26 protein-coding genes and 1 pseudogene are annotated in these 26,287 nt (G+C 55.2%); 18 read left to right on the top strand and 9 right to left on the bottom strand.

Annotation, left to right across the window (positions count from 1 at the left end; all coding sequences use genetic code 11):
* The first annotated feature begins 1 nt into the window (after position 1).
* The 4 genes from N687_RS0100325 (at position 2) to N687_RS0100310 (ending at position 6,459) form a co-directional block, all read left to right on the top strand.
* Positions 2-2,386 carry a heavy metal translocating P-type ATPase gene (locus tag N687_RS0100325; protein ID WP_029419969.1) on the top strand — a complete coding sequence of 795 codons (2,385 nt, stop codon included), beginning with the start codon at positions 2-4 and terminating at the stop codon, positions 2,384-2,386.
* Between the two features lie 160 nt (positions 2,387-2,546).
* On the top strand, positions 2,547-3,806 hold the full coding sequence (locus tag N687_RS0100320; RefSeq protein ID WP_029419968.1) for a nucleotide sugar dehydrogenase: 1,260 nt from the start codon (positions 2,547-2,549) through the stop codon (positions 3,804-3,806).
* A 15-nt stretch (positions 3,807-3,821) separates the two neighbouring features.
* On the top strand, positions 3,822-4,847 hold the full coding sequence (locus N687_RS0100315) for an NAD-dependent epimerase/dehydratase family protein (protein WP_081841031.1): 1,026 nt from the start codon (positions 3,822-3,824) through the stop codon (positions 4,845-4,847).
* A complete protein-coding gene (locus tag N687_RS0100310) occupies positions 4,831-6,459 on the top strand; it encodes a glycosyltransferase family 2 protein (protein ID WP_029419966.1) in 1,629 nt (542 codons plus the stop codon). The genes N687_RS0100315 and N687_RS0100310 overlap by 17 nt, the downstream gene beginning before the upstream one ends.
* Positions 6,460-6,609: 150 nt before the next feature.
* Here N687_RS0100310 and N687_RS0100305 read toward each other — a convergent pair whose 3' ends face one another.
* Positions 6,610-7,992: an MFS transporter gene (locus tag N687_RS0100305; protein WP_029419965.1), complete on the bottom strand. Its 1,383-nt coding sequence runs from the start codon at positions 7,990-7,992 to the stop codon at positions 6,610-6,612.
* 382 nt (positions 7,993-8,374) lie between these two features.
* Here N687_RS0100305 and N687_RS0100300 point away from each other — a divergent pair, with 382 nt between their 5' ends.
* Positions 8,375-9,298, top strand: a complete 924-nt coding sequence (locus N687_RS0100300; protein WP_029419964.1) for a tyrosine-type recombinase/integrase — start codon at positions 8,375-8,377, stop codon at positions 9,296-9,298.
* Between the two features lie 797 nt (positions 9,299-10,095).
* On the opposite strand, the gene N687_RS0100285 is transcribed toward N687_RS0100300, so the two are convergent.
* Positions 10,096-10,554, bottom strand: coding sequence for an integrase core domain-containing protein (locus N687_RS0100285; RefSeq protein ID WP_231493560.1), 459 nt, complete (start codon positions 10,552-10,554; stop codon positions 10,096-10,098).
* A 96-nt stretch (positions 10,555-10,650) separates the two neighbouring features.
* Here N687_RS0100285 and istA point away from each other — a divergent pair, with 96 nt between their 5' ends.
* From istA to istB, 3 genes are read left to right on the top strand one after another with little or no spacing between them, the layout of a single operon-like run.
* Positions 10,651-11,448 carry an IS21 family transposase gene (gene istA / locus N687_RS24265; RefSeq protein ID WP_231493559.1) on the top strand — a complete coding sequence of 266 codons (798 nt, stop codon included), beginning with the start codon at positions 10,651-10,653 and terminating at the stop codon, positions 11,446-11,448.
* A complete protein-coding gene (locus tag N687_RS24260; protein WP_197029170.1) occupies positions 11,427-12,110 on the top strand; it encodes a Mu transposase domain-containing protein in 684 nt (227 codons plus the stop codon). Before istA ends, N687_RS24260 begins: the two co-directional genes overlap by 22 nt.
* On the top strand, positions 12,110-12,871 hold the full coding sequence (gene istB, locus N687_RS0100275) for an IS21-like element helper ATPase IstB (RefSeq protein ID WP_029419961.1): 762 nt from the start codon (positions 12,110-12,112) through the stop codon (positions 12,869-12,871). Before N687_RS24260 ends, istB begins: the two co-directional genes overlap by 1 nt.
* A gap of 74 nt (positions 12,872-12,945) precedes the next feature.
* On the opposite strand, the gene N687_RS0100270 is transcribed toward istB, so the two are convergent.
* Together N687_RS0100270 and N687_RS0100265 are read right to left on the bottom strand one after the other, a co-directional pair.
* Positions 12,946-13,371 carry an IS3 family transposase gene (locus tag N687_RS0100270; protein ID WP_197029169.1) on the bottom strand — a complete coding sequence of 142 codons (426 nt, stop codon included), beginning with the start codon at positions 13,369-13,371 and terminating at the stop codon, positions 12,946-12,948.
* A gap of 50 nt (positions 13,372-13,421) precedes the next feature.
* Positions 13,422-13,709: a transposase gene (locus N687_RS0100265; protein ID WP_012810849.1), complete on the bottom strand. Its 288-nt coding sequence runs from the start codon at positions 13,707-13,709 to the stop codon at positions 13,422-13,424.
* Here N687_RS0100265 and N687_RS25235 point away from each other — a divergent pair.
* The 6 genes from N687_RS25235 to N687_RS0100240 all read left to right on the top strand — a co-directional run bounded on the left by N687_RS25235 (position 13,614) and on the right by N687_RS0100240 (position 18,567).
* Complete coding sequence (locus tag N687_RS25235) at positions 13,614-13,985, top strand: 5'-nucleotidase (protein WP_081841611.1); 372 nt, start codon at positions 13,614-13,616, stop codon at positions 13,983-13,985. The genes N687_RS0100265 and N687_RS25235 overlap by 96 nt on opposite strands.
* A gap of 238 nt (positions 13,986-14,223) precedes the next feature.
* Complete coding sequence (locus N687_RS0100260) at positions 14,224-14,520, top strand: nucleotidyltransferase family protein (RefSeq protein ID WP_029419959.1); 297 nt, start codon at positions 14,224-14,226, stop codon at positions 14,518-14,520.
* A gap of 391 nt (positions 14,521-14,911) precedes the next feature.
* Positions 14,912-16,249 carry an acetamidase/formamidase family protein gene (locus N687_RS0100255; RefSeq protein WP_051663510.1) on the top strand — a complete coding sequence of 446 codons (1,338 nt, stop codon included), beginning with the start codon at positions 14,912-14,914 and terminating at the stop codon, positions 16,247-16,249.
* A 123-nt stretch (positions 16,250-16,372) separates the two neighbouring features.
* The gene (locus tag N687_RS0100250) at positions 16,373-16,957 is read left to right on the top strand and encodes a hydrolase (protein WP_029419957.1); all 585 of its coding nucleotides are present in this window, start codon (positions 16,373-16,375) and stop codon (positions 16,955-16,957) included.
* Positions 16,954-17,760, top strand: coding sequence for an SDR family oxidoreductase (locus N687_RS0100245; protein WP_331280111.1), 807 nt, complete (start codon positions 16,954-16,956; stop codon positions 17,758-17,760). The genes N687_RS0100250 and N687_RS0100245 overlap by 4 nt, the downstream gene beginning before the upstream one ends.
* 102 nt (positions 17,761-17,862) lie before the next feature.
* Positions 17,863-18,567 (top strand): hypothetical protein, encoded by a 705-nt coding sequence (locus tag N687_RS0100240; RefSeq protein WP_029419955.1) that lies wholly within the window; start codon positions 17,863-17,865, stop codon positions 18,565-18,567.
* 581 nt (positions 18,568-19,148) lie between these two features.
* Here N687_RS0100240 and N687_RS0100235 read toward each other — a convergent pair.
* Entirely contained in the window at positions 19,149-20,360 is a 1,212-nt protein-coding gene (locus N687_RS0100235) for a restriction endonuclease (protein WP_029419954.1), read from the bottom strand.
* Positions 20,361-20,519: 159 nt separating this feature from the next.
* Between N687_RS0100235 and N687_RS0100230 the strand changes: the two genes are divergently transcribed.
* Positions 20,520-20,807 carry a transposase gene (locus N687_RS0100230; protein ID WP_029419945.1) on the top strand — a complete coding sequence of 96 codons (288 nt, stop codon included), beginning with the start codon at positions 20,520-20,522 and terminating at the stop codon, positions 20,805-20,807.
* Complete coding sequence (locus tag N687_RS0100225) at positions 20,792-21,673, top strand: IS3 family transposase (RefSeq protein ID WP_029419944.1); 882 nt, start codon at positions 20,792-20,794, stop codon at positions 21,671-21,673. Before N687_RS0100230 ends, N687_RS0100225 begins: the two co-directional genes overlap by 16 nt.
* Before the next feature lie 8 nt (positions 21,674-21,681).
* Here the strand turns inward: N687_RS0100225 and N687_RS21775 are convergent, their stop codons facing one another.
* Entirely contained in the window at positions 21,682-22,710 is a 1,029-nt protein-coding gene (locus tag N687_RS21775) for a DUF4062 domain-containing protein (RefSeq protein ID WP_051662816.1), read from the bottom strand.
* 63 nt (positions 22,711-22,773) lie between these two features.
* Between N687_RS21775 and N687_RS21770 the strand changes: the two are divergent.
* Positions 22,774-23,106: pseudogene (locus N687_RS21770) on the top strand (integrase core domain-containing protein); the annotation flags it as partial.
* 129 nt (positions 23,107-23,235) lie between these two features.
* Here N687_RS21770 and N687_RS0100210 read toward each other — a convergent pair.
* The 3 genes from N687_RS0100210 to N687_RS0100200 form a co-directional block, all read right to left on the bottom strand.
* Complete coding sequence (locus N687_RS0100210; protein ID WP_029419952.1) at positions 23,236-23,574, bottom strand: cupin domain-containing protein; 339 nt, start codon at positions 23,572-23,574, stop codon at positions 23,236-23,238.
* Between the two features lie 36 nt (positions 23,575-23,610).
* The gene (locus N687_RS25345; protein WP_029419951.1) at positions 23,611-24,579 is read right to left on the bottom strand and encodes a nucleotidyltransferase domain-containing protein; all 969 of its coding nucleotides are present in this window, start codon (positions 24,577-24,579) and stop codon (positions 23,611-23,613) included.
* Between the two features lie 125 nt (positions 24,580-24,704).
* On the bottom strand, positions 24,705-25,916 hold the full coding sequence (locus N687_RS0100200; RefSeq protein WP_156039982.1) for an MFS transporter: 1,212 nt from the start codon (positions 25,914-25,916) through the stop codon (positions 24,705-24,707).
* Positions 25,917-26,039: 123 nt separating this feature from the next.
* On the opposite strand from N687_RS0100200, the gene N687_RS22680 reads away from it, so the two are divergent.
* On the top strand, positions 26,040-26,249 hold the full coding sequence (locus N687_RS22680; protein WP_081841027.1) for an Lrp/AsnC family transcriptional regulator: 210 nt from the start codon (positions 26,040-26,042) through the stop codon (positions 26,247-26,249).
* Positions 26,250-26,287 lie beyond the last annotated feature (38 nt).

Raw genomic sequence — 26,287 nt, 5'->3', positions numbered from 1 at the left:
CATGGGTGAAGTGAAAGAGATCACGCTGCCCGTCGAGGGGATGACGTGCGCCGCCTGCGCCGCCCGGATTGAGAAGAACGTCGCGAAGTTGCCCGGCGTCCAGCAGGTGAACGTCAATCTGGCGTCGGAGCGGGCCCGTGTGGTCCTCGACGCATCGACGCCTTGGACGGAAGTCGTCGCAAGGATTGAAAAGACGGGTTACTCGGTTCCGGTGCGGGAGCTGGACCTGAACATCACAGGCATGACGTGCGCCGCCTGCGCTGCGCGCATTGAGAAAGTCGTCGGGCGACTGGACGCCGTTCGGTCGGTCCACGTCAACCTGGCATCGGAGCGGGCGCACGTGACCTATGTCCCCGGCGTGATCGATGAGCATGACCTCATCCGGGCCATCGAAAAGGCGGGATACGGTGCAACGCTGGCCGCCGAGGCGGCGGACAGGGCTGACGAACAGCGCAAGACTCAGGCGTACCGCAGAGACCTGGCCAAGTTCTGGTTCTCCGCGATCCTGACGTTTCCCCTCGTCCTGCAGATGTTGGTGATGCTGTTCGGCGGCCGCCCCTTTCTGCCGTATGGGGTCTCGTGGCTGCTCGCCACTCCTGTCCAGTTTTACGTCGGATGGCGCTTTTATAAAGGTGCGTACCGCGCCCTCCGAGGCGGGGCTGCAAACATGGATGTATTGGTGGCGCTGGGCACCAGCGTCGCGTATGTGTACAGCGCCATCCTGACGGTCATGGGACGGCCCGACGTGTACTTTGACAGCTCGGCCACCGTGGTGACGCTCATCTTCCTGGGCAAGTTGCTGGAGACCCGCGCCAAAGCGAAGGCAAGCGCTGCCATCGAGTCCCTGGCCAAGCTCGGCGCCAAGTTCGCACATGTGCTGCGAGATGGCGTGGAGACCGACGTACCCGTCGAGGCCCTGCGCGTGGGGGATCTCGTCCGTGTGCGCCCGGGTGAAAAGGTGCCGGCGGACGGCGTGATCGAAGAAGGCATAACATCGGTGGACGAGTCGTTTCTCACCGGCGAATCGATGCCGGCCACCAAACGGCCGGGCGATCCGGTCGTCGGCGCGTCCATCAACCAGACGGGCGCCTTCCTGATGCGGGTGACAAAGGTCGGCCGGGACACCGCCTTGGGGCAGGTCATGCGGCTGGTGGATCAGGCACAGGGATCGAAGGCACCGGTGCAACGGTTGGCCGATACCATCTCCGGCGTCTTTGTCCCGGCCGTCCTCGGGGTAGCGGTGCTCACACTGCTGACGTGGGGCGCGTTCGGTAACTGGACCCACGGCCTGCTCGCCGCCGTCGCGGTGCTGGTGATCGCCTGCCCGTGTGCGTTAGGACTCGCGACCCCGACCGCCATCATGGTCGGCACCGCCCTGGGGGCAGAGTCAGGCATCCTCTTCAAGGGCGGAGAACATCTGGAACGAGCCCGCCAAGTCGATACGGTGGTGTTCGACAAGACGGGGACGCTCACCCTCGGCAAGCCAGTGGTCACCGATGTGCAGACGGTGGAGGGCGTGGCGCGCGAACAGCTCCTAGCGGCTGCGGCGGCACTGGAGGCGCAGAGTGAGCACCCGATCGGCCAATCGGTGGTGACGTACGCCCGGGAGCAAGGTGTGAACATCCCTGCCGCCTCCGATGTGGAGGCGGTGCCCGGCCGGGGCGTCCGGGGTGTGGTGAACGGGGCTACAGTGCGGGTCGGGAACCGCACGTGGTTCCTTGAGCAAGGCCTCACCGTCCCCGATCCTGTGTTGGCGACGTTTGAGCAGGCTGGCAAGACGGCAGTGCTGGTGGCCCGGGAAGGCCAGCTATTAGGGGCCGTCGCGATCGCCGACACCCTTAAACCGGACGCCGCCGACACGGTAAAACGACTCAGAGACATGGGGATCGAGGTTTGGATGATAACGGGAGATCAGGCACGCACGGCAGAGGCCATTGCACGACAGGTGGGGATCACGAACGTGATGGCGGGCGTCCTGCCGGCCGACAAAGCGGCCAAAGTGGATGAGCTTCGCAGGCACGGGCGAGTGGTCGCCATGGTCGGCGATGGCCTCAACGACGCAGCGGCGTTGGCGGCGGCGGACATCGGGATCGCCATGGGTACGGGCACCGATGTAGCGTTGGAAGCGGCGGACATCGCCCTGATGCACGGTCGTACGCAAGGCGTCGTCGATGCCCTGCACCTGTCCAAAGCGACCCTACGCAAGATACGACAAAACCTGTTCTGGGCGTTCTTCTACAACGTCCTCGGCATTCCCCTGGCAGCGTTGGGCCTGCTCAACCCGGTCATCGCGGGTGCCGCCATGGCCCTCAGTTCCCTCACCGTGGTATCCAACAGCCTGTTGCTGCGCCGCCTGAAACTCGGAAAGGAGACGCTCGCGGCGTAAGAGGCAGGATGGCTTCGCCCGAACCCGCAAGGCGCAACGCCTTGCGGGTTCTCTGTTTCCGGGTGTAAACGCACATTTGCTTGTCTATGGAACACGTGACCAAACCCTTCGGTGAGCTTGGTCATATGCTGGACGGACTCAACCGAAGGGAGGACAAGTCATGGGCGACCACGTGTTCCAGCGCGTGTGTGTTGTTGGACAGGGCTTTGTTGGGCTTCCGTTGGCAGTGGCGTTTGCGAGTAGCGGGGTTCACGTGGTGGGCATCGACATCGATGCACGCAAGGTTCAGGAGCTGAATGCGGGCAAAAGTCCGATTGCCGATGTACCGGATCAATCCCTGCAATCCCTTCTCTGGGCCGGTCGGATCTCCTTCACGACGGACATAGGCCGGATTGCGGGAGCCGACGCGGTTCTCATCTGTGTACCGACCCCGCTCAATGACCGCGGGGCACCGGATTTGACCTACATCTTGGAGGCCGCCAAGTCGATCTCCAGACACCTGTCGAAAGGGCAGTTGATCGTCCTGGAGAGTTCCACATTTCCAGGCACGACGGAAGAAATCCTGATTCCGATTCTGGAGACATACGGCATGCGCGCCGGTGAAGACTTCTATGTCGCCTACTCACCGGAACGCATCAATCCCGGTGAGACGTTTGATCTCCGGCGCATTCCAAAAGTGGTTGGCGGAGTCACGCAGGCGTCGCTCGAACGGGCGGTGGACCTGTACCGCCTCGTCTTCGAACAAGTGGTTCCGACGTCGTCCACGCGCGTTGCGGAGTTCACCAAACTCTTGGAGAATACGCAGCGCTTCATCAACATCTCGATGATGAATCAACTCGCGGTGTTATGCCATCAAACCGGACTCGACTTATGGGAGGCCATTGCCGCCGCCGCAACCAAACCCTACGGGTTTGTTCCCTACTATCCGGGACCTGGTGTCGGCGGGCACTGTATTCCCGTGGACCCGATGTACCTGAAGTGGTATGCGGACCGATCTCGTTGCACCCTGGACCTCGTCGATGCGGCGAACAAGATCAACCACTTCATGCCCGCATTTGTGGCGGAGCGGATTGTGAGCCTGAGCGATGTCGAGCAACCGCGAGTGTTGATTGTGGGTGTCACGTACAAGCGCGACGTGAATGACACGCGCGAATCCGCTTCGCTGCGGGTATTGGAAGAGCTGGCCCAGCGATCGGCGACGACGGCTTACCATGACCCGCTCGTGCCCGAGATTCGCGTCTGCGGGCAGGAACAGCGGTCCACGCCCCTCACCGCGCAGACGGTTTCCAGCTTCGACGTGGTGGCGATTCTCACGGACCACTCCAATGTCGATTACGAACTGATCCAAAAGCATGCGCGGAACGTGCTCGACTGCCGAGGGGTTTACAAGACCAAGAGCCCGAACGTTCACACCTTGTGAGAGGAGCTGCGCGAGATGAAGCTGCTGGTTACCGGAGGGGCCGGCTTTATCGGTTCACATTTGGCCGAACACCTCCTTCGCTCAGGACATACCGTCACCGTCTTGGACAATATGTCCACCGGGAGTTCGCGGAACATCGACGACCTCAAGGCGTACGATCGCTTTTCGTTTGTGTGCGGCACCGTCCTCGACGCGAAACTGGTGAATTCGCTGGTGAAAGAACACGATGCCGTGTTCCATCTGGCGGCCGTGGTCGGTACCAAGAATTGTATCGAGAATCCCATCGACCTGATACACAGCAACATTATGGGTACGGACAATGTCGTCGAAGCCTGTTACGAACATGGGAAAAAACTCGTGCTTGCCTCGACATCGGAGGTGTACGGGCGATCCGAACAGATCCCGTTCCGGGAAGACGGTCCGAGGGTGTTCGGCCCCGTTCACGCAGACCGCTGGTGTTATGCCACCACCAAGACGCTCGACGAATACCTGAGCCTGGCCTATGCCAAGCTCGGCCTTGCCGTCACCATTCTGCGTTACTTCAACATTTACGGCCCGCGGGCAAACCAGAGCCGGTACGCAAATGTCATCCCGTCCTTCATCCGGTGCGCGTTGAACAATGAACCGCTTCAGGTCCACGGTACGGGAGAGCAAACGAGAAGCTTCACCTATGTCAGCGACTGCGTCGGGGCCACGGTTGCGGCGCTTGCGCCGTCGGCAAATGGGGCCGTGATCAACGTCGGCACGGAAGATGAAGTCAGCATCAATGCGTTGGCCAAGACCATCATCCGACTGTCGGGATCCCGGTCGGCCATCGTGCACGTGCCCTACGAACACGTCTTTGGACCCGGACACGAGGACGTCTCTCGGCGCGTCCCGGATGCCACACGCGCGCGCCAGTTGCTGAACTTTCACCCGAGGGTGACACTGGAGGACGGCCTCCGGAAGACCATCGATTGGTATCGAAAGGCAAGTGGTATCGAAAGGAGGCCCAACCATCATGAAAATGTGGAGGAGTATGGGGATGAGATCCATTCATAGGGATACAACGAAACGACTCGCCATCGTGGTACCCGCCTCGAACGAGGCGGACACCATACGCCCGGTCCTGACGGAACTGCTGAAGCTCCAGCCAGACGAACTCATCGTTGTGGAGAACGGCTCCACGGACGGTACCGGGCAAATCGCCAAATCGATGGGCGCCAAGGTGCTTTCGTACGACATGCCGTTGGGAAATGACGTGCCTAGAGCGCTGGGTGCGCTTGCTGCCGATGCGGACATCTACTTGTTTACGGATTCGGACATTGTGATTCCTGCGGAGGAACTGATGCCGCTCATCGAAGACATCGAGTCCGGCTCCGACATGGCCATCAACGCCATTGATTGGTGCGCTCGGCACCCCAAACCGGACGCGCCATCCATCGCCCGCTACTATCTCAACCTCTGTCTGGGCCGGCGTGATCTCGGTTTGGAGAACGTGCTCACCGTCCCGCATGCCTTCAGCAGGAAGGCATTGGACCACATCGGTAAGGAGGTGTTGGCGAACCCATTGCTCGCGACTGCGCTCGTCATAGACGAAGGGTTGACCGTCACGGTGCCGACGCAGTTCAACGTCTTGGACAAAAACCGCGCCCGCAAGGCGCACCAGACCCGGCCGGGTGACAAGCTGCCCTACGCATACCTGCGAATGCACGGCGACACCACGGAGGCGTTCGCGTACCTGTTGAACAAAAAGGGACCGAGGTTCGGATTCGGTCCCGGGTTGCAGGACCGATCCGCCTATTACGCCCGTCTCGCCTATACGCAAACGTGGAAGCCCAGTGCGCAGCCCGTCAAGGAGCCGGACGTCACCCTGGTCCTGTCCATCTCGCACGACACGGTGCCACTGCGCCGCTTTCTGGAGCAAATGAAGGACCGGTACCGCTTGATCCCGGTCGTGCACGGCGCCGAGGCCAAAGTCACGCGGTTGCTCGAACGCCTGAACATCCCTTACATTCACATCCCGCGCTTCGTTGGGCACAATGTGGCGTTTGCGATCGGTGCCGAGCTGGCGGAGACGCCGATCGCGGTGTTTCACGACACGCTGCAGCCGCTGGACAACTACGAGATCCATCCCTTTGTGGCGCCGATTCGCGCCGGAAAGGCTCACGTTGTGGTCAATGACCAGTCCATGTACGTGGGCAGGCTGGAAGGCATGTACTCGGTGCACATCGGCAACTACTACATGAACATCGTGGGCAATGAGCCGGAACTGACTACTTCCGGGATGAACCTCCCGCCCTACGGCGTCCACGTCCCGTCATTCCGTCCCATTGGCTGGCACGCGCTGATGAACCCCTCACTGGCGCAGCTGGTGGCACTGGAGAGGGGCCTCAAAGTCGTCCCGGGTCTGCACTTGGATATCACGCATCGCACGAACGTGCGTTGGAGGCCGGTCCTGTTGGACCGGAATACGCTGCTCGGGGACCAAATGGAGAGTCTGTACTATTGGGTAACCAAATACGGCTACCGAGGCGGTTTCCACGACGGCAACCGGCAGCGCCAAGTGCTTCCGCCCGGTCGTCCCACTTATCCCGTCACACCGCCGGTCGGGCAACCCCATGTCGATCTGCACACGATCCTCTGGAATGATGGCTCTCCGTCTCAAGTTTGACAGCACCCCTGTCAGGACAAAGATTTGTGGGTGCAAGTCTGCACGACACCACCAGCCCCATCGGTTGATGGGGCTGGCGCTTCACAGTCTGGTGTCGCTCAGTTGTTTTCGAGGACAGGGGGGCTGAAAGCCCCCTGGTGCTCGATGAACTTATGAAACGGTATGCTCGGATTCGGAAAAACCATATACTTCCGGCAAGATGAAAATAGATGCGAGAAGGCCGATGAGCGAAAACATAGCAACGAACAGCGTGGCATTGCCTTTCCCAAGAACGCTGAAGAAGGAGGGGAAGAGGAAGATGCCCAAAAATCCCGCGAGTTTAACAAACATGTACGAAAATCCGCTGGCGGTTCCACGGTATTTTGGCGGGGCGACCATGGATGCTATCGTCATGCCGTTTTCCGCATCCCAATAATGTCCCCAAAGCATGAGGGCAATCACGAGAGGAAGGAGCACCGTAGCCTTCGTGTAAAGTGCAATCGCGCCAATCACGAGGGCTATAAATACGATGCCGAATCCATAGATACTAAGTTTGCGCTGCCCGATCTTGGGTGTGATCAGTGGCCCAACCCAACCGGAAATCGCCGCAATAATGTACAAGCAAAGCGTGATCAAGTCCGTTTGCACAATCCCGGATACATTCAGCATCACCAGCAACACGGGCGTATAAAAAGCGAAGGTAGAGAACTCCACATTTTGGCAAAACCCAGAGATCCATGAAAATACGCTTGCCCGCCACCGAATCTTATCCTTGCGAATTTCCCGCAGGAAGTCGCTGAGTTTTGGACGCGGCAGGTCATAATCGACATCTGGCAACATGTCGAGCGGGTCACCGTAGATCTCCTTGGCAATTTGCTTGGCCTCGTGGAATTTCCCACGTTGGATCAGCCAAATTGCGGTCTCTGGGAGGTTGTAACGTAGGATAAACAGCACAACCGCTGGCACCCCAGATAAGCCGAGGATGATCCTCCACAGCGTGTCGTTGTTGATACCGCTAATAATCAGGAGCAAAACCACAGCAATGGAAACGACTTCACCAACGGCGAACATGAACTGCCACCGGTTTCCCATGACTTCCCGTTTGCCCTTTTGCATGAATTCCATAATGTACGTGTACCCGTTCGCAATGTCAGCGCCGAGCGGAAGTCCAAGGAAAAACCTGAGAATGGCCAACACGGTCATGTTCGGTGCAAACGCTTGCGCAACGCCAAAGACAAAGAACATGATCATGGTGGCCAAAAACACTTTTCGACGCCCGATTTTATCGGTCAGCCATCCACCACCAATGGTGCCAAACAGGGCCCCCAGCTGCGTTGCGCCCGCGGTGAGTCCGAGCATCAATGAAGAAGGATGATAGATCTGTGAAATAAATACGAGGACAAACGAAATGGAGTACAGGTCCCACGCTTCAATAAAAATTGAAGCGATCATCAGCCATCCGATGCGGTTGCCATTGGGGCTGTACTTCTCCACCAAATGTTCGATTGCGCGGGAGATGTCTGCCGAGTTGATCGCACTACTTGATGTCGTCATACGAACCCTCCCCACTTTCTACTATATCCTAGATATAACCACGCCTATGTTGTTTTTCGCAAGTCAAAAGTGCAGAAAGTCGCTGCGGATTATTCAGAGCACTGCCACGGCTGAAGTTTAGCAAGATTACGACGTATGAAACCGCACCGCCATGCGCATTGTACAAACATGGCGATGCGGTTATCCAAAGGGTATGTAACGAAACGGGAAGCAAGCCTGTAAGCCGAGGTATTTTGCATATTAGCAAATAGCCGAAAAACCCTTGTGGGACAAGACTTCTTGAGGTTCAGAGGCTCAACGGTGTCGGGAAAACATGCACTTTCGACTTATCTGACCTCCATCACGGGTCCGAATTACGGACTGCAAATGGAGGGAAGGTTACATGCTCCTCGAAGACGTCTTCAAGAAGTTCACCTCATATCTCCGACTCGAACGAGACTTTTCCAAGGCAACGGTGATTGCCTACCGCCGAGATTTCCACGACTTTCTCGAGTTCTTGTCAAGGGAGAACATCGACCCTGAGCTTGAGAACATCACGACGCCGATGATCCGGGACTATGTTGTTTATCTCTCGGAGGAACACAATCTGTCTCCAAACAGCATACGCAGAAAGTTGAACAGCCTGCGAAGCTTCTTTAAGTATGCCACCACACAGGAATACATTTCTAAGAACCCAGCCTTGCCAGTCGTTCCGCCCAAAAAGAAGAAGGTGCTCCCCGTATACATCCCTGCCGACGAGCTTCGAAAACTGCTCAATGCACCGATGCAACAGGGGCGGAGTCGTACGTGGCTGAGAGACAAGCTTATCCTTGAAACGTTTGCATTCACGGGGATCAGGCGGCAAGAACTGATCAATTTGGAGTGGAGGGACATTAACTTCCGTGAAGGGACTTTGAAGGTACGCAGCGGTAAAGGTGACAAAGATCGGCTAATTCCGTTACCTCCTCAACTGCTACGGGACCTTGAAATGTTTAAGTCTATGCAAGATGTTTCGGACTTTACACCGGTGTTTCGAAGCGTGAATGGGAGGCGCCTGACACCTTGGCCGCTTCGGAGACTATTCGAACGTTACATCAAACTAGCCGGTTTGGAGGGCAAGGGCTATACCATTCACAAAATGCGGCACTCGTATGCAACCCTGCTCATGCAACAAGGTGTGGATGTGACAACAATCCAGGAGTTACTCGGTCATGCCGATTTGACAGCGACGAAAATATACATTCACACCGATGCCGTCCATCTCCGGAATTCAATTATGAAGCATCCCTTATTGCAAGACGATGTGTTTGCATCCACTACCACATAAGTTGGTGTCTGAACCTACGTCAGTTCCGTTTGATTTCAATGTGAAAGGATGGGCTGACCCCATGCGCCTACCTTATTCACGATACATCCAACTCACCGTCACCACCCAGAACGGTCCCGTGACGCTCACCGTCTTTTCCCCACTGGACGCCTTGTGGATTTGCGAGCAAATTCGACGACTACCGGATAATCTCCACTGTGTACAGTCGGGTGTTGTGAATGTCGGTGATTCCTTCATCGTGCTGGAACGGGAGCCCTGTTCGGAAGGGTTGCACTTTCTTGCACACTGCTACCGGCCGACCGATGCCCTTCGGCGGGGTGAAGACGATTCTCCGCCGCAGCTCGATGTTCATGCCTACCACCTGTCCGCCGGAAGCTGATACCACTCATCTGAAAGGAGCTGAACCTCCATGCTACAGAGAACTTCCACTCGGCCCTGGACGACCCGAGAGGATAAAGACCTCTGCGACGGTTTCCTTAAGAGGTGCCCGCTGTACCTCATTGCCGAACAACTGAATCGGCCTGTTGTCGAATTACAGCACCGCCTGCGTTACTTGGCCTACGGTTGCCCAAATCTGTCGGAGCGGGAATTCGGACAGTGTAAGGCCATTCTTGACGGAGTTTGGTCGTCTTTTGCGGAGCTGTCCCACATCACCGGCATCCCGGAAGATACCTTGCGTTACGTCTGGTACGAGGTCAAGCGCCCCACTTGGAGCGTATTGAACCCGACTTTGTCAAGACAGATGGGATGGCTTTTAAGAGAGAGATGAGAGACTTGCAATTCAGATAAAAACCGTCTCACGCTGCGTCCTGTTGCATTTTCCAATTTCTGAATTCCAACGGCGAGCGATAACCTAGTGCGGAATGCGGTCGGTCCGTGTTGTAAAAGCGAATGTACGACTCAATCGCCGCTTTCGCCTCGGCAAAGCTGCTGTATTCCTGCAGCCAGACCTCCTCCTCCTTCAGCGACCGGAAGAATCGCTCGATGTATCCGTCAGCATCGGGGTTGTTGTATCCCGTCCGCTCATGGTTGATTTGGCAGACCTTCATCGCTTCGATGAACCGTCGACTCGTCATCTGGCAGCCATTGTCCGTTCGTAATGTCAAACCGGCACCTTGAACGCCGTTCGGGAAGCGATAGTTCAGCGCCATATCCACAGCCTTCAGCAGGTCCTCCGTGCGGCAGAACCGGGAAAACGAGTACCCCACAATCTCCCTGTGTTTGCTAACGTAAAAGTTGACCACGTGGGGGTACATTGACAACCAAAAAGTTGACCACCCCGGCACCTCTTTCCTGTACCCTGGAGTTTGGTCCGAACTCTGGGGGGACAGGAGGAAAGGAATGTGCTCGAGATGGTCGACAAGGAGTATATCAGAAAGCGGTACTATGTGGACGGGTGGTCGATACGTAAAATCAGCCGGCAATGCCAAGTGTCGCGACAAACAGTGCGCAAGATGCTGGCCGACGCTGATATCCCCAAGTATCGGTTGACCAAACCCCGCTCCCGCCCGGCTATGGAACGATGGATCCCCGTCATCGAGTCCTGGCTTAAGGAGGAGGAGAAGGCGGGAGCCCCCAAGAAACAGCGGTATGTGTCCTCAAGAATCTACGAGCGGCTGCAGGAGGAGTACGGCGAGGAGTTCACCGCGGCTGAATCCACCGTCCGGTACTGGGTAAGCAGGCTGAGAAAACGCAGGCAGGAGGCGTATATCCCACTTACTTCGGATGCCGGTGAGCTGGCGCAGGCCGACTTCGGGCGAGTCGTTGTGAAGATAAACGGCAAGAAGACGGAGGTCAGCCTGTTCGTCATGCGGCTGCGGTACAGCGGCGTCATCTTTGCCTGTGCCTTCTCTACGGAGAAGATTGAAGCGTTCCTCGAGGGTCACCGCCGCGCATTCGAATGGTTCGGTGGCGTGCCACGCAGTGTTCGCTACGACAACCCAAAAACCGCGCGGTTACCAAGATCCTGGCTGGCCCCGCCCGCGAGGAGCACGTGCTTCTGTCCAACCTGCGTGCCCACTACCTGTTCGACAGCGAATTCTGCCGTCCCGGTGAACCACACGAGAAAGGCAGCGTCGAAAACGGCGTTGGTTACGTCCGCCGCCATACGTGTGTTCCCGTTCCTGACGTGGCCGACCTGGATGCCCTGAACGACCTGATTCTTCAGTGGTGCGAGAAGGAACGTGGCAAACGGTGGTCCGCTTGGGAGCAAGAGCGGGCGGGGCTGCGTGTGCTGCCGGAGCGCCCTCACTGTTGCGCCACCACACGGCCCGTCACGGTGAACAAGCTGTGTCTCGTCAGCTTTGACCACAACCGCTACTCCGTCCCCAGCATGTACGTGGGCAAGACGCTGCTGCTGAGGGTGTATGCCGAGCGGATTGAGGTGCTCGACAGGGAACGGGTGGTGGCCAGCCACCCCAGGAGCCACGAGCGTCAGCAGACCATCATGGACCTCGGACACTATCTGCCGGTTTTGGCTTACAAACCACATGCCGCCACGCACGCGGCGGTCGTCCGGCAGTTACCGGAGGTGTACCAACGCATCCGGGTCCGGATGGCGAACAGCAGACCGGATGGATACAAGGACTTCGTAGCCATCCTCATGCTGCACCAGGTCTGGCGAGCGGAGGACATTCTGCGAGCGATTGAGGAAATTGGGCTGGATGTCGTTACAGCCGACCAGATCAAGCGGCATCTATTACGCACCTCACCGGAATCCGCGGGCATCGTGCCAGACAGTCTGCAAATGTATCGCCTCGCGCAGCCCAATCCGTCCAGATACGACGCACTGACGAAAGGGGTGGTCCACTGATGTCTGACGACGTACACGCGGCCATGGTGGAGATCTACTGCAAGGAGTTGAAGATGCCGGGCTTACGCAAGGCGTACGCGGCGCTGGCAAGGGAGGCGGGAGTGCACAACCACTCCCCCGTCCAGTACCTTGCCGCCTGCCTCGCCGAGGAGATTGAGTCGAGGAAGGCCAGTCGGCTGCAGGCCTACACCCAGCAGGCGCGGTTTCCTGCCCACAAGACCCTGCAGGAGTTCGATTTCACCGCGATTCCGACGCTGCAGAAGCAGCGGATTGTGCACCTGGCGGTAGGAGACTTCATTCGGGCCAAGGAAAACGTGATCTGCATGGGCGCTAGCGGAACGGGCAAGACGCACATTGCGATAGCCATCGGGCTGGCCGCCATCTCAGCGGGCTACAGAGTGCGGTTCATCACCGTCATGCAGCTGGTCCAGGAGCTCTTACAGGCAGAGTCAGAGTACCGACTGCCCAGATACCTTCGGACGTGGGACAAGTACGACCTGGTCTGCTTGGACGAGTTGGGGTATGTGTCCTTAACTCAAGGCGGGCCACTGCTGTTTCAGTTCTGCGCCGAGCGTTACGAGAAGGGCAGCATCCTCATCACGACGAACCTGGAGTTCGCAAAATGGACGGACGTGTTCCACGACGCGACGCTGACGACAGCCCTCCTCGACCGACTTACCCATCACTCCCACATCCTGCTATTTGAAGGCGAATCCTACCGGTTCCGAGAGAGCCAAAGACGAGCCGCAGCCCAGCTGTGACGAGGATGTCAGGCCTCCGCCAGGCACCAGACTCGCTACGCCAGGGGTGGTCAACTTTTCGATTAGCAAAGTGGTCAACTTTTCGCTTGACAAACACACTCCCGGTCATAAGCGTCAATCACGGCAAACAGATATCCCCATCCGTCTTTCCCACACCACACCTTCGTCATGTCGCACTGGAAATGCTCGTTGGACCTGGTGACCGGTATCTTCCCTCGCCGTTTCGCTCGTGAAGCGCCCTTCCTCGGAGATTTCACCAGCAGCTCCATTTCATTCATCAGCCGATACACCCGCTTATGGTTCACCCGCAGGTTGTATCGGCGACGCAGCATGACTTGGATTCGCCGGTATCCGTACGTGGGGAATTCTTCGCACAGTTTCCGAATCCACTGTTTGACCAGAGCGTCCTTGTCCACAGGAGGCCGCTTCGGCTTTGGCACAGGCGGCTTCAGCAAGCTGTAACAGTACGTCCGGTTCAGCCCTAACGCTTTTGCAATCACTGGGACCGGAAACCCTTCTTTGGCGAGCTGACAGACCAAAGAACGGCTATTTACTTCCGGCCCCAATTCGATTTTTTTCGCAACACATCCACCTGCATCGTAAGTTCACCGATCTTAGCCCGAGCCTCCTGCAACTCCTTCTCCAGCTCCTGCTCCCTCGTAGAGGGTCCGGACTGAAGTCCAGCCCGTCCACCAGCCAGGAACGCTTCACGCCACCTGTAATACAGACTCTGGGCCACGCCATGCCGCCGACATACCTCGCTGATGTTCGCACCGGGCATCATGCCCTCGAGCACGATGTTCATCTTCTCGTCCACTGTCCACTTACGTCCCGGCATCATAAACACCTCGTCTTCACTCTAAATTCTAACCTCTCCCTTCTGTCTGGGTTGACTCTGGGGCAAGTATACGAGTGTTTCTTTTTGGGGGGGTTGGAGAAGACCAAGGTCCTAAAGGCGTTTCGTCCACACATTTTCTTCGATGATCAGGATGTTCACTTGGAGAAGGCAGCACAATTTGTACCAGTGGGGAAGGTGTTGTATACCACGGATTCTCCATTGGGTACAGTTGGGAATGATGGCGATGCGTCGTCGGAGAGTATAGACGAAACGTAAGAGAACGGGATCTACATCTGAACGGTTCTTTGGGGGGGCTGCGGGGAGGTACTCCTCATCACTGGAGCCACTTCCACACGAGTATCCTGATTGAACAAGGCGAGAAGGTTTTGGACAACGATCATTGTTAGATAAGCAAGTTCTAACTAGCGGGGAGAGATGCATATTAGACTAACTCATGCCTTAGTGGAGGCCACTACCGGTATCGCATGCCGTTCGGGTGTGACACTGAAGCTGAATGGGAGAAAGGTATGTGGACCCTCGCATACACGAACACAGAGACGAGATTCTGAAAGTCGCCGCCAAATACCGAGCCTACAATGTTCGCATCTTCGGCTCCCAAGCACGTGGGGACGAAACGGCCGAAAGTGATGTGGACCTCTTGGTCGACTTTGAGGAACCTAATTTGTTGGATCGGATTGGGATGAAACAGGATTTGGAGGCCTTACTTGGGATACGGGTGGACCTCTTGACCGAGGAGAACTTGCACCCGGCTTTTCGAGAACAGATTCTGGCCGAGGCGAAACCACTGTAAGGGTGTCTACATCACGGGCTAGCCGTCGGATGTATCTCCCGGTCCCGGTGTCCCTGCGGCAGGCCTGGTAGGGGGCTACCGCCATTTTGTGCTACGTCATCCAGGTATGCGGCATACATGGCGTCCTGCCATCACGGAACGAGCGTGATGTCCGACGGGCCCGTTTTTTGTCAGGGGCTTACCTCCCCTGTCGTGTGATTTAGCAATGACACATGTGACGGATGTGACACAAAAAACAAGAAATCAAGCATATACGACGGACATAAGAGGACTTTCGGCTACTTGGTGTCATCATGCGTCATTGCGTCACCCCCCCACCACCCCACTGGCCGAAAGGGGGCGGCGGCAAATGAAGATGCTCGAGATCTTCTTGTTTTACGAGCCCAATAGTATGAAGATATATGCGGGAGGTGGCTTAAAGGTGGAGCTGCGAAAGTGTAGTGAAACGGTTTTCGTGAACACATTTACGGATGGGGTGCTCGACCCTTCTAGGCCCATGCTCGGTCCTGTCCGAGATGGAGGGCACATTGTGGCCAATACCACTCCGGGGTGTTGGGGACCAATGATTACCCCGGCCCTTCGTGGCGGCCATGAAGTAACCCAACCGGTGTATGTCGAAGGTGCAGAGGTCGGGGACGCAATTGCCATTCGCATCAAGTCGATCCAAGTCACATCCATCGCAACAGCGTCGGGCAACGACCAAACGGTGGAAGGCAGCTTCTTAGGTGATCCGTTCTGTGCTGCCAAGTGCCCAGAATGCGGGACCATGTATCCCGAAACACGGATTGAAGGTATCGGACCTTCGGCCATTCGTTGCGCCAACTGCGGTGCAGACGCCGCTCCCTTCAAGTTCACAAACGGGTACACGGTTGCCTTTGATGCGAACCGAAAGTTCGGCGTCACACTGCCAAGAGAGGCGGCCGAACGCATTGCCCGTAACGGACGAACGTTCATGGCCATTCCGCCGAACTCGATTCAGAATCCGATTGTCACATTCGCTCCGCATGACATTGTGGGCGCCGTCACGAGGTTGCGGCCGTTCCTCGGACAAATTGGCACCACGCCTTCACGGCCGCTCCCCGATTCGCACAACGCTGGCGATTTCGGTTTCTTCTTGGTAGGTGCCCCGCACCAGTTCGCAGTAACCCAGGAGGAGCTGAACGAGGCCAAGACAGACGGGCATATGGACATCAGCCGGGTACGGGAAGGCGCCATCTTGATCTGTCCGGTGAAGGTGCCTGGCGGCGGCGTGTACGTCGGCGATATGCACGCCTTGCAGGGGGACGGTGAGATTGCTGGCCATACGTGCGATGTGTCGGGGATCGTCACCTTACAGGTTCATGTCATCAAGGGGTTGAACATTGACGGCCCCATACTTTTACCGAATGAAGAGGACCTTCCGTATTTGGCGAAACCGTTGACCGAGGAGGAAAAGCGGTTGGCGCTGGAGGAGGGAAAGAAATGGGGTCTTACCGAGATCGAGGAGACGGCCCCGGTGTCCTTCGTTGGCACGGGCGAAAATCTGAACGTGGCGACTGACAACGCTCTTGAACGTGCCGCACGGCTTCTTGGCATGACGGTGCCCGAGGTCAAGAATCGGGCGACCATTACAGGATCCATCGAGATCGGGCGGCACCCAGGTGTGGTCACAGCGACATTCCTGGCTCCCGTCGACCGGCTAGAGAAGCTGGGGATTATGGATTACGTGCGGGAACAGTATCGCATATAGAAAGTACCTGCCAAGTATGCGGAATCGATGATTCACTCGCTCCATCCGGTCGCTATCAAGTGGCCGGGTGTTTGTTTGGTGTACCATATTGCATGAAGCAAATACGGACATGAGGTGGTCCACGTGGCTAATCTCGAACGCTTGAACCCCCACACAACGGCGCTCGTCGTGATTGATCTGCAAAACAGCGTTGTGGCACTCAACGGGGTGCCGTATTCGACGAAGGAAGTTGTTCGCAACGCAGTGAGACTGGTTAATGTGTTCCGGGAGAAGGGGGCGTTCGTGGTCTTGGTGCGAGTGGCATCCAAGGACGGCAAGGATATGCTCAGGCCCAATGCGGATGAGGCGCCACGTTGGGGATCTGGTGATCGGCCAAAGGATGCGTCTGAAATCGTCCCGGAAATCGGCGTGACCGACCATGATCATGTGGTGACCAAACATCAATGGGGCGCCTTCTATGGGACGGACTTGGATCTTCAGCTGCGCAGAAGGGGTATCGATACGATTGTACTTTGCGGTATTGCCACGGGATATGGCGTGGACACCACAGCACGAGAAGCCTACCAACACGGCTACAATCAGGTGTTTGCTGTCGACGCCATGACCGGATTGAGTCAGGAAGAGCATGACTACGTGTTAAAGCAAATTTTCCCGAGGATCGGACGATCCCGGACGGTGGACGAAATCATCGACGCATTATCGAAATGATGGCGGCGGGCAGGATGGATCCAATTGATTTGACTGGCAAACGTGTCGTCGTGACCGGTGCGTCGAGTGGACTGGGGCTTGCTATGACGGAAGCTTTGCTTCGGGCTGGAGCGTCTGTCGCCATGGCGTCTCGACCGGGGGCGAAACTGGACACGGAAGTAGAACGGCTTGTGGCGGCTGGATACGATGCGTACAAGCTGCCGCTGGACGTACGATCAGAAGAGTCAGTGAGCGATGCGGTGACTTGGGTTCAGGAGAAGTGGGGCAGGTTGGACGTGCTCGTCAACAATGCGGGGATCGGGATGAGGACGGTAAATCCCCGGTTCATGATCGAACCTCTGCCGTTTTTTGAAGTGACGCCGGATGGCTTCCGCAATGTGATTGACACGAACCTCACAGGGTACTTCCTTGTGGCCCGTGGTTTCGCACCGATGATGGTGAAGCAGCGTCATGGAAAGATCATCAACATCTCCATGAATCACGAGACGATGCGCCGTCGAGGTTTTGTGCCGTATGGACCGTCTCGAGCCGGGGCGGAATCCTTGTCGTACATCATGGCGGAGGACTTGCTGCCGTATGGAGTCACGGTGAACATCTTGTTACCGGGCGGTGCCACGGATACCGGGATGATTCCTGAAGAACTGAAGGCGCAGATCAAGGTTCCGCTGCTACGTCCGGAAGTGATGGCGGAATCGATCGTTTTCTTGGCGTCGGAACAATCAGATGGGATCACAGGTGAGCGGATTGTCGCAACGGAGTTTTCTCAGTGGTACGCTATTCGCTTTCACGATCACACTCCGTAATCTTGGATAGACCAATTCCGGACAGGAACTTGCACAGTCAAAGCTACCTTTCGTACGCTCAGTCCCACGACCACAAGAGGTGGTTACGAAGGAGGGCTGAGCATGTTTGGCAGGAAGAAAGCTGGACTGGATCCGGAGTCGGTAGAGAACATCGCCTGGTTGCGACTGAAGGGTGATGACAAGCAGATACGGGCGCAGTGGATGCAGGAGGATTTTTACCGACTGTGGCTTGGCGGTATGGAGAAGGCCTTTGACCTTCTCGGCATGATGGATCAATATCGACGCTTTATCGAGGAGGTTAGCCAAACCGTACAGGAAGAACTGTGTCCGGTGGGATTGACCCCTGTGGTAGGCTGGCGGAACCGACACAGCCTGAAAACAGCCATGACAAAGTTGCCGACGGCTTTCCCGACTTTTGAACTTGTCAAGGTCAGAGGTGGGGAAGGTGTGAGGTTTACAGGATCAAAGGATGAGGCATTGGAACAGTGGCAAGGGGTCACCGATCTTCTGGCGAAAACTACCGTTGTCAGCATTGCTACACAAGCGCTCCGATATTATGTTGAGGGATCGCAGGTTGGATATCTTCCGACAACCAGGCATTTGTTTAAGCGAGGAAATACTGTAGAAAGGTTACGCACCCCCTCGGATCCGGCTTGGCGTCTCAATGTATCGGGCTACCACGTTGTCATTATGGGTGACTGGGGAGAGATTGAACGGGTTCATAAGGAGACGGGATACAGCATTCTCCACATGCTCCAACTCCGGATCAACGAGGAACTTGAGGAGACAATGCGACGGGAGGGATGACTGACATGTGGGACTGCGCTGGCGGTCCCGGTACATAATTTCGACCCACAGAACGTTGGTGCACCGGTACACCAGTACACTATGGTGCACTATTGGTATGTAACGGGACCATCGCCGCTCCAAAGTAACTGTCCACTCGGTTCGTCGGCTGAACGATTGGTGGCAGTCAATCTGAGATGTGTAGGGGGCGATTGAGGAGGCGTACCTCTATTTCCAAGGAGTGAGGTATAGAAGTTACCATGCGCTGGTGTGTAACACAACACGATGTACTCGCTCACTCAGCGTAGGGGCAGGAGAAGGTGGCTTAGGTGAGGTCCGCTGCGGTAATCCTCTTTTGCTTTAGATGTGCCATGGGCAGCGCCAACACGCAAGATTATGACCATCAGGTGCTCAATGTACCACTTGTCTTCACTGGCCGGATTTCCACGTACAATCACCCCAAGTAGTGTTTACCGTAAGATAGGAAGTGCAGGGACACAGCTAGTCGTGTACAGTCAACATAACGGAACCCGTGAAAGAAGAAACGGATCCGTCGGTCGGGGAACCGAGGATCTATGATAAACATCGCCGGTTTAAGATCATTACAGGGTGGAGGGCAAAGTAAGTGACAGTTTCGGGTTGGCCTTACGAAAGCCAGGAGCGGCTAGGTTGCCCCAGTAATTGGTGTCTATATACCCGCTCGGAGTCGACCCCAATCGATATTTCACGGCATAACCTGCAAGCGCCTGTGCGTCGACCAGCTCGATATGTGCAATGCGTGGCTGTTGCATGATCTCGTCTTGGAGATGCGCCTTATAGGTGGCACCAACGCCATACATGTCTCTGAGTTCTGACTTTCGCTGCGGCGCCAGTTGGGGCCACTGTCCATACTGGGCATCACGAGCATATCTGAAAGTCGTCACGTAGTACCCTCGTTTCACCTGGTACGTGCGGCACGTGGATGCGAACTGACGTACCGCCTCCTCACCAATTGGGTTTCCAACTGTTTTCACCTGCGTGTAGTAAGTCTCACCTTGAAAGGTGGATACCAAGTCTTTGTTACCGTCTCCTGTCCGATCCGTCACTTCGATGGAGTCGTGGCCCATCGCAGCCAGGATGTCACGCCAGAGAAACGGAGCGTTGCTTGCATGCACTTGCCGGACATATGGCAACAGGTTCGATACTGTGAACGGAACATGAGTGTAATCCGTCTGGGTCAGTCTGGACGCCAGGGCTTCTCTAGCGGTGGCCAGCTCTTCATCAAAGGGCGGCCATGACATTTTGGGAAGCACCTGCTCGAAATGACGACGCAAGGACTTTATATCGTCTTCCATGTCGTCCAGCATGGCTGATAATTGCCGGTAGTACAATGACCAGTCAACGCCACATTCGCCATCCTCGAGATAGATGCATTCGCTTGGCCTAGGCAGCAGAAGGGGCGCCATAGACAGGCACCGTCCCAGTAATTCTGTGGCCGCCAGCGGGAAGGCATTGATGGTTGCATTCAGATGTCCCCCGGTCGAAGAGAGAAAATCATCCATCCACAGCCTCCACCGCTGGGCAATTAGCTCGAATTCTGGTTCCCGCTGTTGCATGAGTAGAGTCGCTGCTGGGGTCGACAAAAGGCGAGAACCCGCCAACAAGGACTTGAACCTGTAATGCTGTTGCATCAGTCGATGGTACACCTTACGGCGGGCAGCTCCTACTATGGTCTGTGAGTATTGTGCGACGGGTAACGACTTAACCAACCCCGAAAAGGCAAGACCTATTTCGCCGGCAATTTGATGCTTGTCCATAGAAAGGGTTTTGAGCACCTGTCATTCCTCCACAGCGATTTGTGGCGTGTCGCATGCAACGGCGTATTGTGACGACAACCGCTCTCTAAGTTGCCGGATGTTGCTTATGCTCCTATACTTGCCCCAGAGTCAACCCAGACAGAAGGGATGGGTTAAGATGAAGCAGAGGTGTTTGTGATGCCGGGACGTAAGTGGACAGTGGACGAAAAGATGAACGTCGTGCTCGAGGGCATGATGCCCGGTGCGAACATCAGCGAGGTATGTCGGCGGCATGGCGTGGCCCAGAGTCTGTATTACAGGTGGCGTGAAGCGTTCCTGGCTGGTGGACGGGCTGGACTTCAGTCCGGACCCTCTACGAGGGAGCAGGAGCTGGAGAAGGAGTTGCAGGAGGCTCGGGCTAAGATCGGTGAACTTACGATGCAGGTGGATGTGTTGCGAAAAAAATCGAATTGGGGCCGGAAGTAAATAGCCGTTCTTTGGTCTGTCAGCTCGCCAAAGAAGGGTTTCCGGTCCCAGTGATTGCAAAAGCGTTAGGGCTGAACCGGACGTACTGTTACAGCTTGCTGAAGCCGCCTGTGCCAAAGCCGAACCGGCCTCCTGTGGACAAGGACGCTCTGGTCAAACAGTGGATTCGGAAACTGTGCGAAGAATTCCCCACGTACGGATACCGGCGAATCCAAGTCATGCTGCGTCGCCGATACAACCTGCGGGTGAACCATAAGCGGGTGTATCGGCTGATGAAGGAAATGGGGCTGCTGGTGAAATCTCCGAGGAAGGGCGCTTCACGAGCGAAACGGCGAGGGAAGATACCGGTCACCAGGTCCAACGAGCATTTCCAGTGCGACATGACGAAGGTGTGGTGTGGGAAAGACGGATGGGGATATCTGTTTGCCGTGATTGACGCTTATGACCGGGAGATTGTGGGGTACTCGTTTTCCCGGTTCTGCCGTACGGAGGACCTGCTGAAGGCTGTGGATATGGCGCTGAACTATCGCTTCCCGAATGGCGTTCAAGGTGCCGGTTTGACATTACGAACGGACAATGGCTGCCAGATGACGAGTCGACGGTTCATCGAAGCGATGAAGGCCTGCCAAATCAACCACGAGCGGACGGGGTACAACAACCCTGATGCTGACGGATACATCGAGCGATTCTTCCGGTCGCTGAAGGAGGAGGAGGTCTGGCTGCAGGAATACAGCAGCTTTGCCGAGGCGAAAGCGGCGATTGAGTCGTACATTCACTTTTACAACACGGACCGACCACATTCCGCACTAGGTTATCGCTCGCCGTTGGAATTCAGAAATTGGAAAATGCAACAAAACGCAGCGTGAGACGGTTTTTATCTGAATTGCAAGTCTCTCATTTCTCTCTTAAAAGCCATCCCATCTGTCTTGACAAAGTCGGGTTCAATACGGGAATGCTCTTTCGTATGAAAGCCAAGATCAAGTCCTAGATTGCCAATAACCTGATATTTATCCCACAAACTGCGGACGACATGAAGGAAACTCCATAAGGTCTTCTGGAGTTTCGCACCAAGCAATTCAAGATGCCCCGAAATGTCCGTAAATACGGTGATGGTGCTGAGGAGAACATGCCCGGTGCGATAAACCCTCAATATCGCCCAAGGATTGTGTGATTGTGGAGATGGAAGGAGGCTTGTGGCTTCAATCCAATCCGTAGAGACCCGACAATCCGAATTCCAAGACCCAAGTTCTAACAGACGGGGTTCAGTCATCTCCGGCGATTGGAGAAGTAGTTTTTCCAAATCACTGTTGAGTTGTACTGCATTTCGATTTCGTACCGATGGAGATGCAATCAACGACATGTATCTGTCTGGCATAGCAAGCCGTTTGCTCTCTTCCTGAATCAACTCACGTATTTTCCACACTTCTGGTGCCCATTCTCCAGTAGCGAACAATTCCCGAAATGCCCGTTCAACCTCCAATTGCAGGTGGAATGCATTGGTGAACTTTCTATAGAACCGACCTTTAACGTAATCCCCAACTTCTTGGAGGAACGCCTTTTGCTCCTCGTCCCATTCTACGTCTGACTCTTCCACGAACACGAGTATCGTTTTTGTGGGATCCGTGACAGCAGTTCGAAACTCTTCATGTGTCGCAGAAATTCCCGAGGCGGGGTTTACGAATCCGTATCGTGGTCCCACTAACAGGATGTAAATAGGACAAGCTTTCACCTCATGTAAGCAGGCAGTCTGCGGTTCATTGTTTGGTGCAGGCTTGTCTACTTCCATGCGCCAAGGCTGCAAGGACAACCCGTGTCGATCCAGGTAATCTACAGAATCAGCAACTGCTTGGCGATAATGTTCGTAACCGGAAATAACACTACTAATAAAGACACGTTGTCTCATTCGCAAGCCACCTCCTAGCCTCTTACATCCATTTTATAGTAAAACGACGCCCGATTGTTCCACTGCGGTACAGACACACACCCGTACGAGTTATACCATGCCCTCAACGACATTGAACGCCGCAGGACAAAGGTACGCAGACCGCAGACCAATAGATTCATGGAACGCTACAATCGGACCGTGTTGGACGAATTTTTCCGCATTGCATTAAGGCAGAAGTTCTATGAGACCGTCGAGGAGCTACAGGCCGACCTGGATGCATGGCTGATTCACTACAACACCGAGCGACCCAGTCGAGGGTATCGAGTCATGGGAAGGAGGCCGATTGACACCGTAAACGACTACCTGAAGTCTCTGCAAGACAAACCAGGTAAAACTGTTCGCCAAGAAGCTTAACCATACACATTACATAACAAGGCCGGGTTAGACCCATATGCGTATATCCCGGCAGTCATGTACACTAGGAGTTTCAAGGAACAGTTCTGGTTACATAGTCATCTCCTTGCCTACACAATCCCTCCCCTGTTAAAGCAGGATTCGATCTCCTCGACTCGTCGGATGTGAAATCACAAGAAACTCCACGTCCCCATCCGTTCGATTCATCATTTGATGTGGAATCCCCGGAGGAACCTCGACTCCTTCGTGAGCCGATAATGTCTCAATTTGCCCATTTACCTCAAGTGTGGCCGTCCCGGATAACACAAAGAAAAATTGCCGAGACCGCTCGTGATAGTGCCGAACTTCTTCGGTGCCCGGCGGCATCTTTTCATGAATGACACTCAGGTCCTCACCTTTTGACAGGTGCCAACCATCACACACCTCTCCCCAGATGTAGTGGTCGGCCGTCTCCTTGCTAATCTTCATGACACTTCCCCACCTGTTCAATTTCCACCCATTTTGTTATACAGCCTTTGGGCAATATAGTTTCGTTCGCTGTCTCCTATTACGTGTAGGCGAAGGAATTCTCCCGGATATGTGCATATATCCGATTGACCTTGTGCGAGTTCGCCCAAGTTGCTGATGAGGAGGGAATTCGTCGACTCCGCACCGCTCTTCAAGATACCTCTTCCCAAGATATTCACATGTCCTGCAGAAGGTATTGTCGAATCTTCCCCAAATCAAGTAATTCAAGGAGGGAACGGAGATCTCTAGACGTGGAGCCACTGTGTGAATCCAGTCCACTACCCCCACAGCAAGTCTGACACTGGCGAATAGAATGTCGTCGATGGTTCGGGTGTGTGGCCGTAATCCTAGACAAACCTCGATGTTTTCGACATATCCAGGAATATCTTTCCCAATCTCAAGTCGGTCCTCAAATGCTTGGGACTCCCCAGCCATGAGACGTGGAGATTCACTATATGTTCGGCATGTGCGCCATGCGTACTCGCCGACCTTCTGGGCGAAATAGGCTGCACGAGCGAAATCCGCCGCAGCATGAGCGTTTTTTACCTTCGTAACGTACTCGACAAGGGTCTCGAGAGCATACTGTAAGTCTTCCACGTAGGGATAACGCTTCGGCGTGTTCGCCTCGATGATCTGATTCAACACATCGAAGATCCCAGTGGAGTCCCACAACACTTTGGCCGAGGTATAAGTCGGTTTCATCCATGCCCAACGCTCAGGGTCCTGGCAAAGACGCATCAACTCAGAAATAGACCGGCTGCCGATGGAAAAATGGACAAGCCGTCCACCATACTCCTCGAAATAGATTCGGTCACGTACCTCAGGCTCACGAGCCGTAATCACTCGAAGATCCACATCGCTATACGGACCCTCGTTTCCGAGGGCTCGGCTACCGAACAACAATATCGCCACGGCGGATGGTTCCACTTTTCTTAGGCGATTCACCCACAGATCCCATTCAATCATGACGGTATTCCACTCTCCAAGACCATGGATTTACCTTTCTAAAGTATACAGAATTCACAATCACTATGGACGAACTTGCGACGGTTTACTGATTTGCACTGGAGAGTACCAATGACCGCAAGTGATCAATTGTCTCGCAAAGTAATTGTTAATACGGCCCCTATCAGTGAGATGACCGCACAGACCATGCCGACAGATACATATCCGTACATTGTGTAAATGGATCCCATCAGCGAGGAGCCCAAAGCCACCGCCATGTTGGTTGCGAAACTGTATAACCCCATCACCTGTCCACGATGTTCCTGGGAGGCTTCGGTTAAAAGTGTACTTAGGGTCGTCAAGGCAGTGCTTTGTCCAATACCCCAGACAAGGAGCACCGGCGTCAGAAAGAGGACACTCTGACCTAGATGCGGAAGTGAGGTTAAAACGGCTGCCAATAGGAACAGTGCGATAAGCAGTGACCTGCGGTGACCAAAGCGGTCGGCGAAACGACCCGTCAAGGGGCTCAAAGCAAACCCGATTCCGTATGGTATGATAAGTTCACCGGCTGCTGCCGTTCCAAAGTGTTGTGAGGAGCGAACGAAACTCCCCAAAAAGGTATAGGCCCCATAAAAGCCGAACATATCGCAGAATGTCACAAATACGAGTGGCAAAACGCCGGGTATTTGAACCACTTTCCAACAGGCTTGCATAAAACTCTGATGTTCCCGTGCCTGAACACTTGAATCTGTGACCGCATGAACTTGCGGAAGGCGAAACATGAGGCATGTGGCAACTACAGCGAGAATGGCAATTGAGACAAAGGTAGCTCTCCATCCCAATTGTCCGCCAACCCATCCACCGAAGGGCACACCGATCACCAGTGCCGCCGCCCAACCAGACAGTACCACACCCATAACTCTTCCCCGATGCGTAAAGGGGACGCTATCACCTACGTATGCGTATGCAGACGGAACAAAGGCACCTGCCGCCATCCCGGACAATGCTCTTCCGATAAGCAGAACGAGCATGTTGGGCGCAACAGCACAAACTGCTGAGGCCACAATGAATCCAACCAATGTACCCAACATTAGTGTACGGCGTGGGATTTGGTCACCAAGTGGAGAAACAATGGGTGCAGAAATGGCAATCGTGAGACCGTAGATGCTCACCGATAGCGCCGTGACGCTTAATGAACTGTGGAACGTGTTTGACACATCAATCAGCAATGGTGAAATCACCAACTCGTCCATGCCGATAGCAAAAATTCCAATGAGCAATGTCACCGCAGGCCATAACAGTGCAACTGTATTCTGTGTCATGTATTCTTCTGAAGCATGTTCTAGTTGTTGAGCCACGGATATCCACCTCACTCGACAAGGTTCCTCTTACTTTTAGGCTACATTGCCGGACTGCAAAAACGAATGTAACATTGAAGTTAAATCAAGGATTCGGCATGAGCATCGAAGGTAAATTGTGAGGTGAGTTTCGAATTGAAAAGTATACTTGATGAGGTGAGTTGGAGAATTTTAATTGAGCTTCAGAATGATGCCCGTTTGTCGTACAGCGAACTGGGGCGACGCCTCAATATGTCGGCGCCGGCCGTTGCGGAACGTGTAAGGAGATTGGAGGAAGATGGGATTATTACCGGATATCCTGAATCCGTGACAAGCAGGTGTAAAAACTACTGAAGCACTTGTGATTTGTCGTGTAGAATCGGGATCGTTGG

The organism is Alicyclobacillus macrosporangiidus CPP55 (assembly GCF_000702485.1).
In the GTDB taxonomy this organism is placed as follows: Bacteria; Bacillota; Bacilli; order Alicyclobacillales; family Alicyclobacillaceae; genus Alicyclobacillus_H; species Alicyclobacillus_H macrosporangiidus_B.
The sequence above is the reverse complement of the archived record's forward strand: the minus strand, read 5'-3'. Positions and strand labels throughout refer to the sequence as shown.

Bases quoted from the DNA above. Each gene is read 5' to 3' on its own strand.
- N687_RS0100300 (WP_029419964.1), top strand. From the start codon at position 8,375: ATGCTCCTCGAAGACGTCTTCAAGAAGTTCACCTCATATCTCCGACTC.
- N687_RS0100265 (WP_012810849.1), bottom strand. From the start codon at position 13,709: ATGCCGGGACGTAAGTGGACAGTGGACGAGAAGATGAACATCGTGCTC.
- N687_RS21775 (WP_051662816.1), bottom strand. From the start codon at position 22,710: ATGAGACAACGTGTCTTTATTAGTAGTGTTATTTCCGGTTACGAACAT.
- N687_RS0100315 (WP_081841031.1), top strand. From the start codon at position 3,822: ATGAAGCTGCTGGTTACCGGAGGGGCCGGCTTTATCGGTTCACATTTG.
- N687_RS0100305 (WP_029419965.1), bottom strand. From the start codon at position 7,992: ATGACGACATCAAGTAGTGCGATCAACTCGGCAGACATCTCCCGCGCA.
- N687_RS0100240 (WP_029419955.1), top strand. From the start codon at position 17,863: ATGTTTGGCAGGAAGAAAGCTGGACTGGATCCGGAGTCGGTAGAGAAC.
- N687_RS0100230 (WP_029419945.1), top strand. From the start codon at position 20,520: ATGCCGGGACGTAAGTGGACAGTGGACGAAAAGATGAACGTCGTGCTC.
- istA (WP_231493559.1), top strand. From the start codon at position 10,651: ATGGTCGACAAGGAGTATATCAGAAAGCGGTACTATGTGGACGGGTGG.
- N687_RS0100210 (WP_029419952.1), bottom strand. From the start codon at position 23,574: ATGAAGATTAGCAAGGAGACGGCCGACCACTACATCTGGGGAGAGGTG.
- N687_RS0100285 (WP_231493560.1), bottom strand. From the start codon at position 10,554: ATGTACCCCCACGTGGTCAACTTTTACGTTAGCAAACACAGGGAGATT.
- N687_RS0100245 (WP_331280111.1), top strand. From the start codon at position 16,954: ATGATGGCGGCGGGCAGGATGGATCCAATTGATTTGACTGGCAAACGT.
- N687_RS0100310 (WP_029419966.1), top strand. From the start codon at position 4,831: ATGAGATCCATTCATAGGGATACAACGAAACGACTCGCCATCGTGGTA.
- N687_RS0100260 (WP_029419959.1), top strand. From the start codon at position 14,224: ATGGGAGAAAGGTATGTGGACCCTCGCATACACGAACACAGAGACGAG.
- istB (WP_029419961.1), top strand. From the start codon at position 12,110: ATGTCTGACGACGTACACGCGGCCATGGTGGAGATCTACTGCAAGGAG.
- N687_RS0100255 (WP_051663510.1), top strand. From the start codon at position 14,912: ATGAAGATATATGCGGGAGGTGGCTTAAAGGTGGAGCTGCGAAAGTGT.
- N687_RS25345 (WP_029419951.1), bottom strand. From the start codon at position 24,579: ATGATTGAATGGGATCTGTGGGTGAATCGCCTAAGAAAAGTGGAACCA.
- N687_RS0100320 (WP_029419968.1), top strand. From the start codon at position 2,547: ATGGGCGACCACGTGTTCCAGCGCGTGTGTGTTGTTGGACAGGGCTTT.
- N687_RS25235 (WP_081841611.1), top strand. From the start codon at position 13,614: ATGCCGCCGACATACCTCGCTGATGTTCGCACCGGGCATCATGCCCTC.
- N687_RS0100325 (WP_029419969.1), top strand. From the start codon at position 2: ATGGGTGAAGTGAAAGAGATCACGCTGCCCGTCGAGGGGATGACGTGC.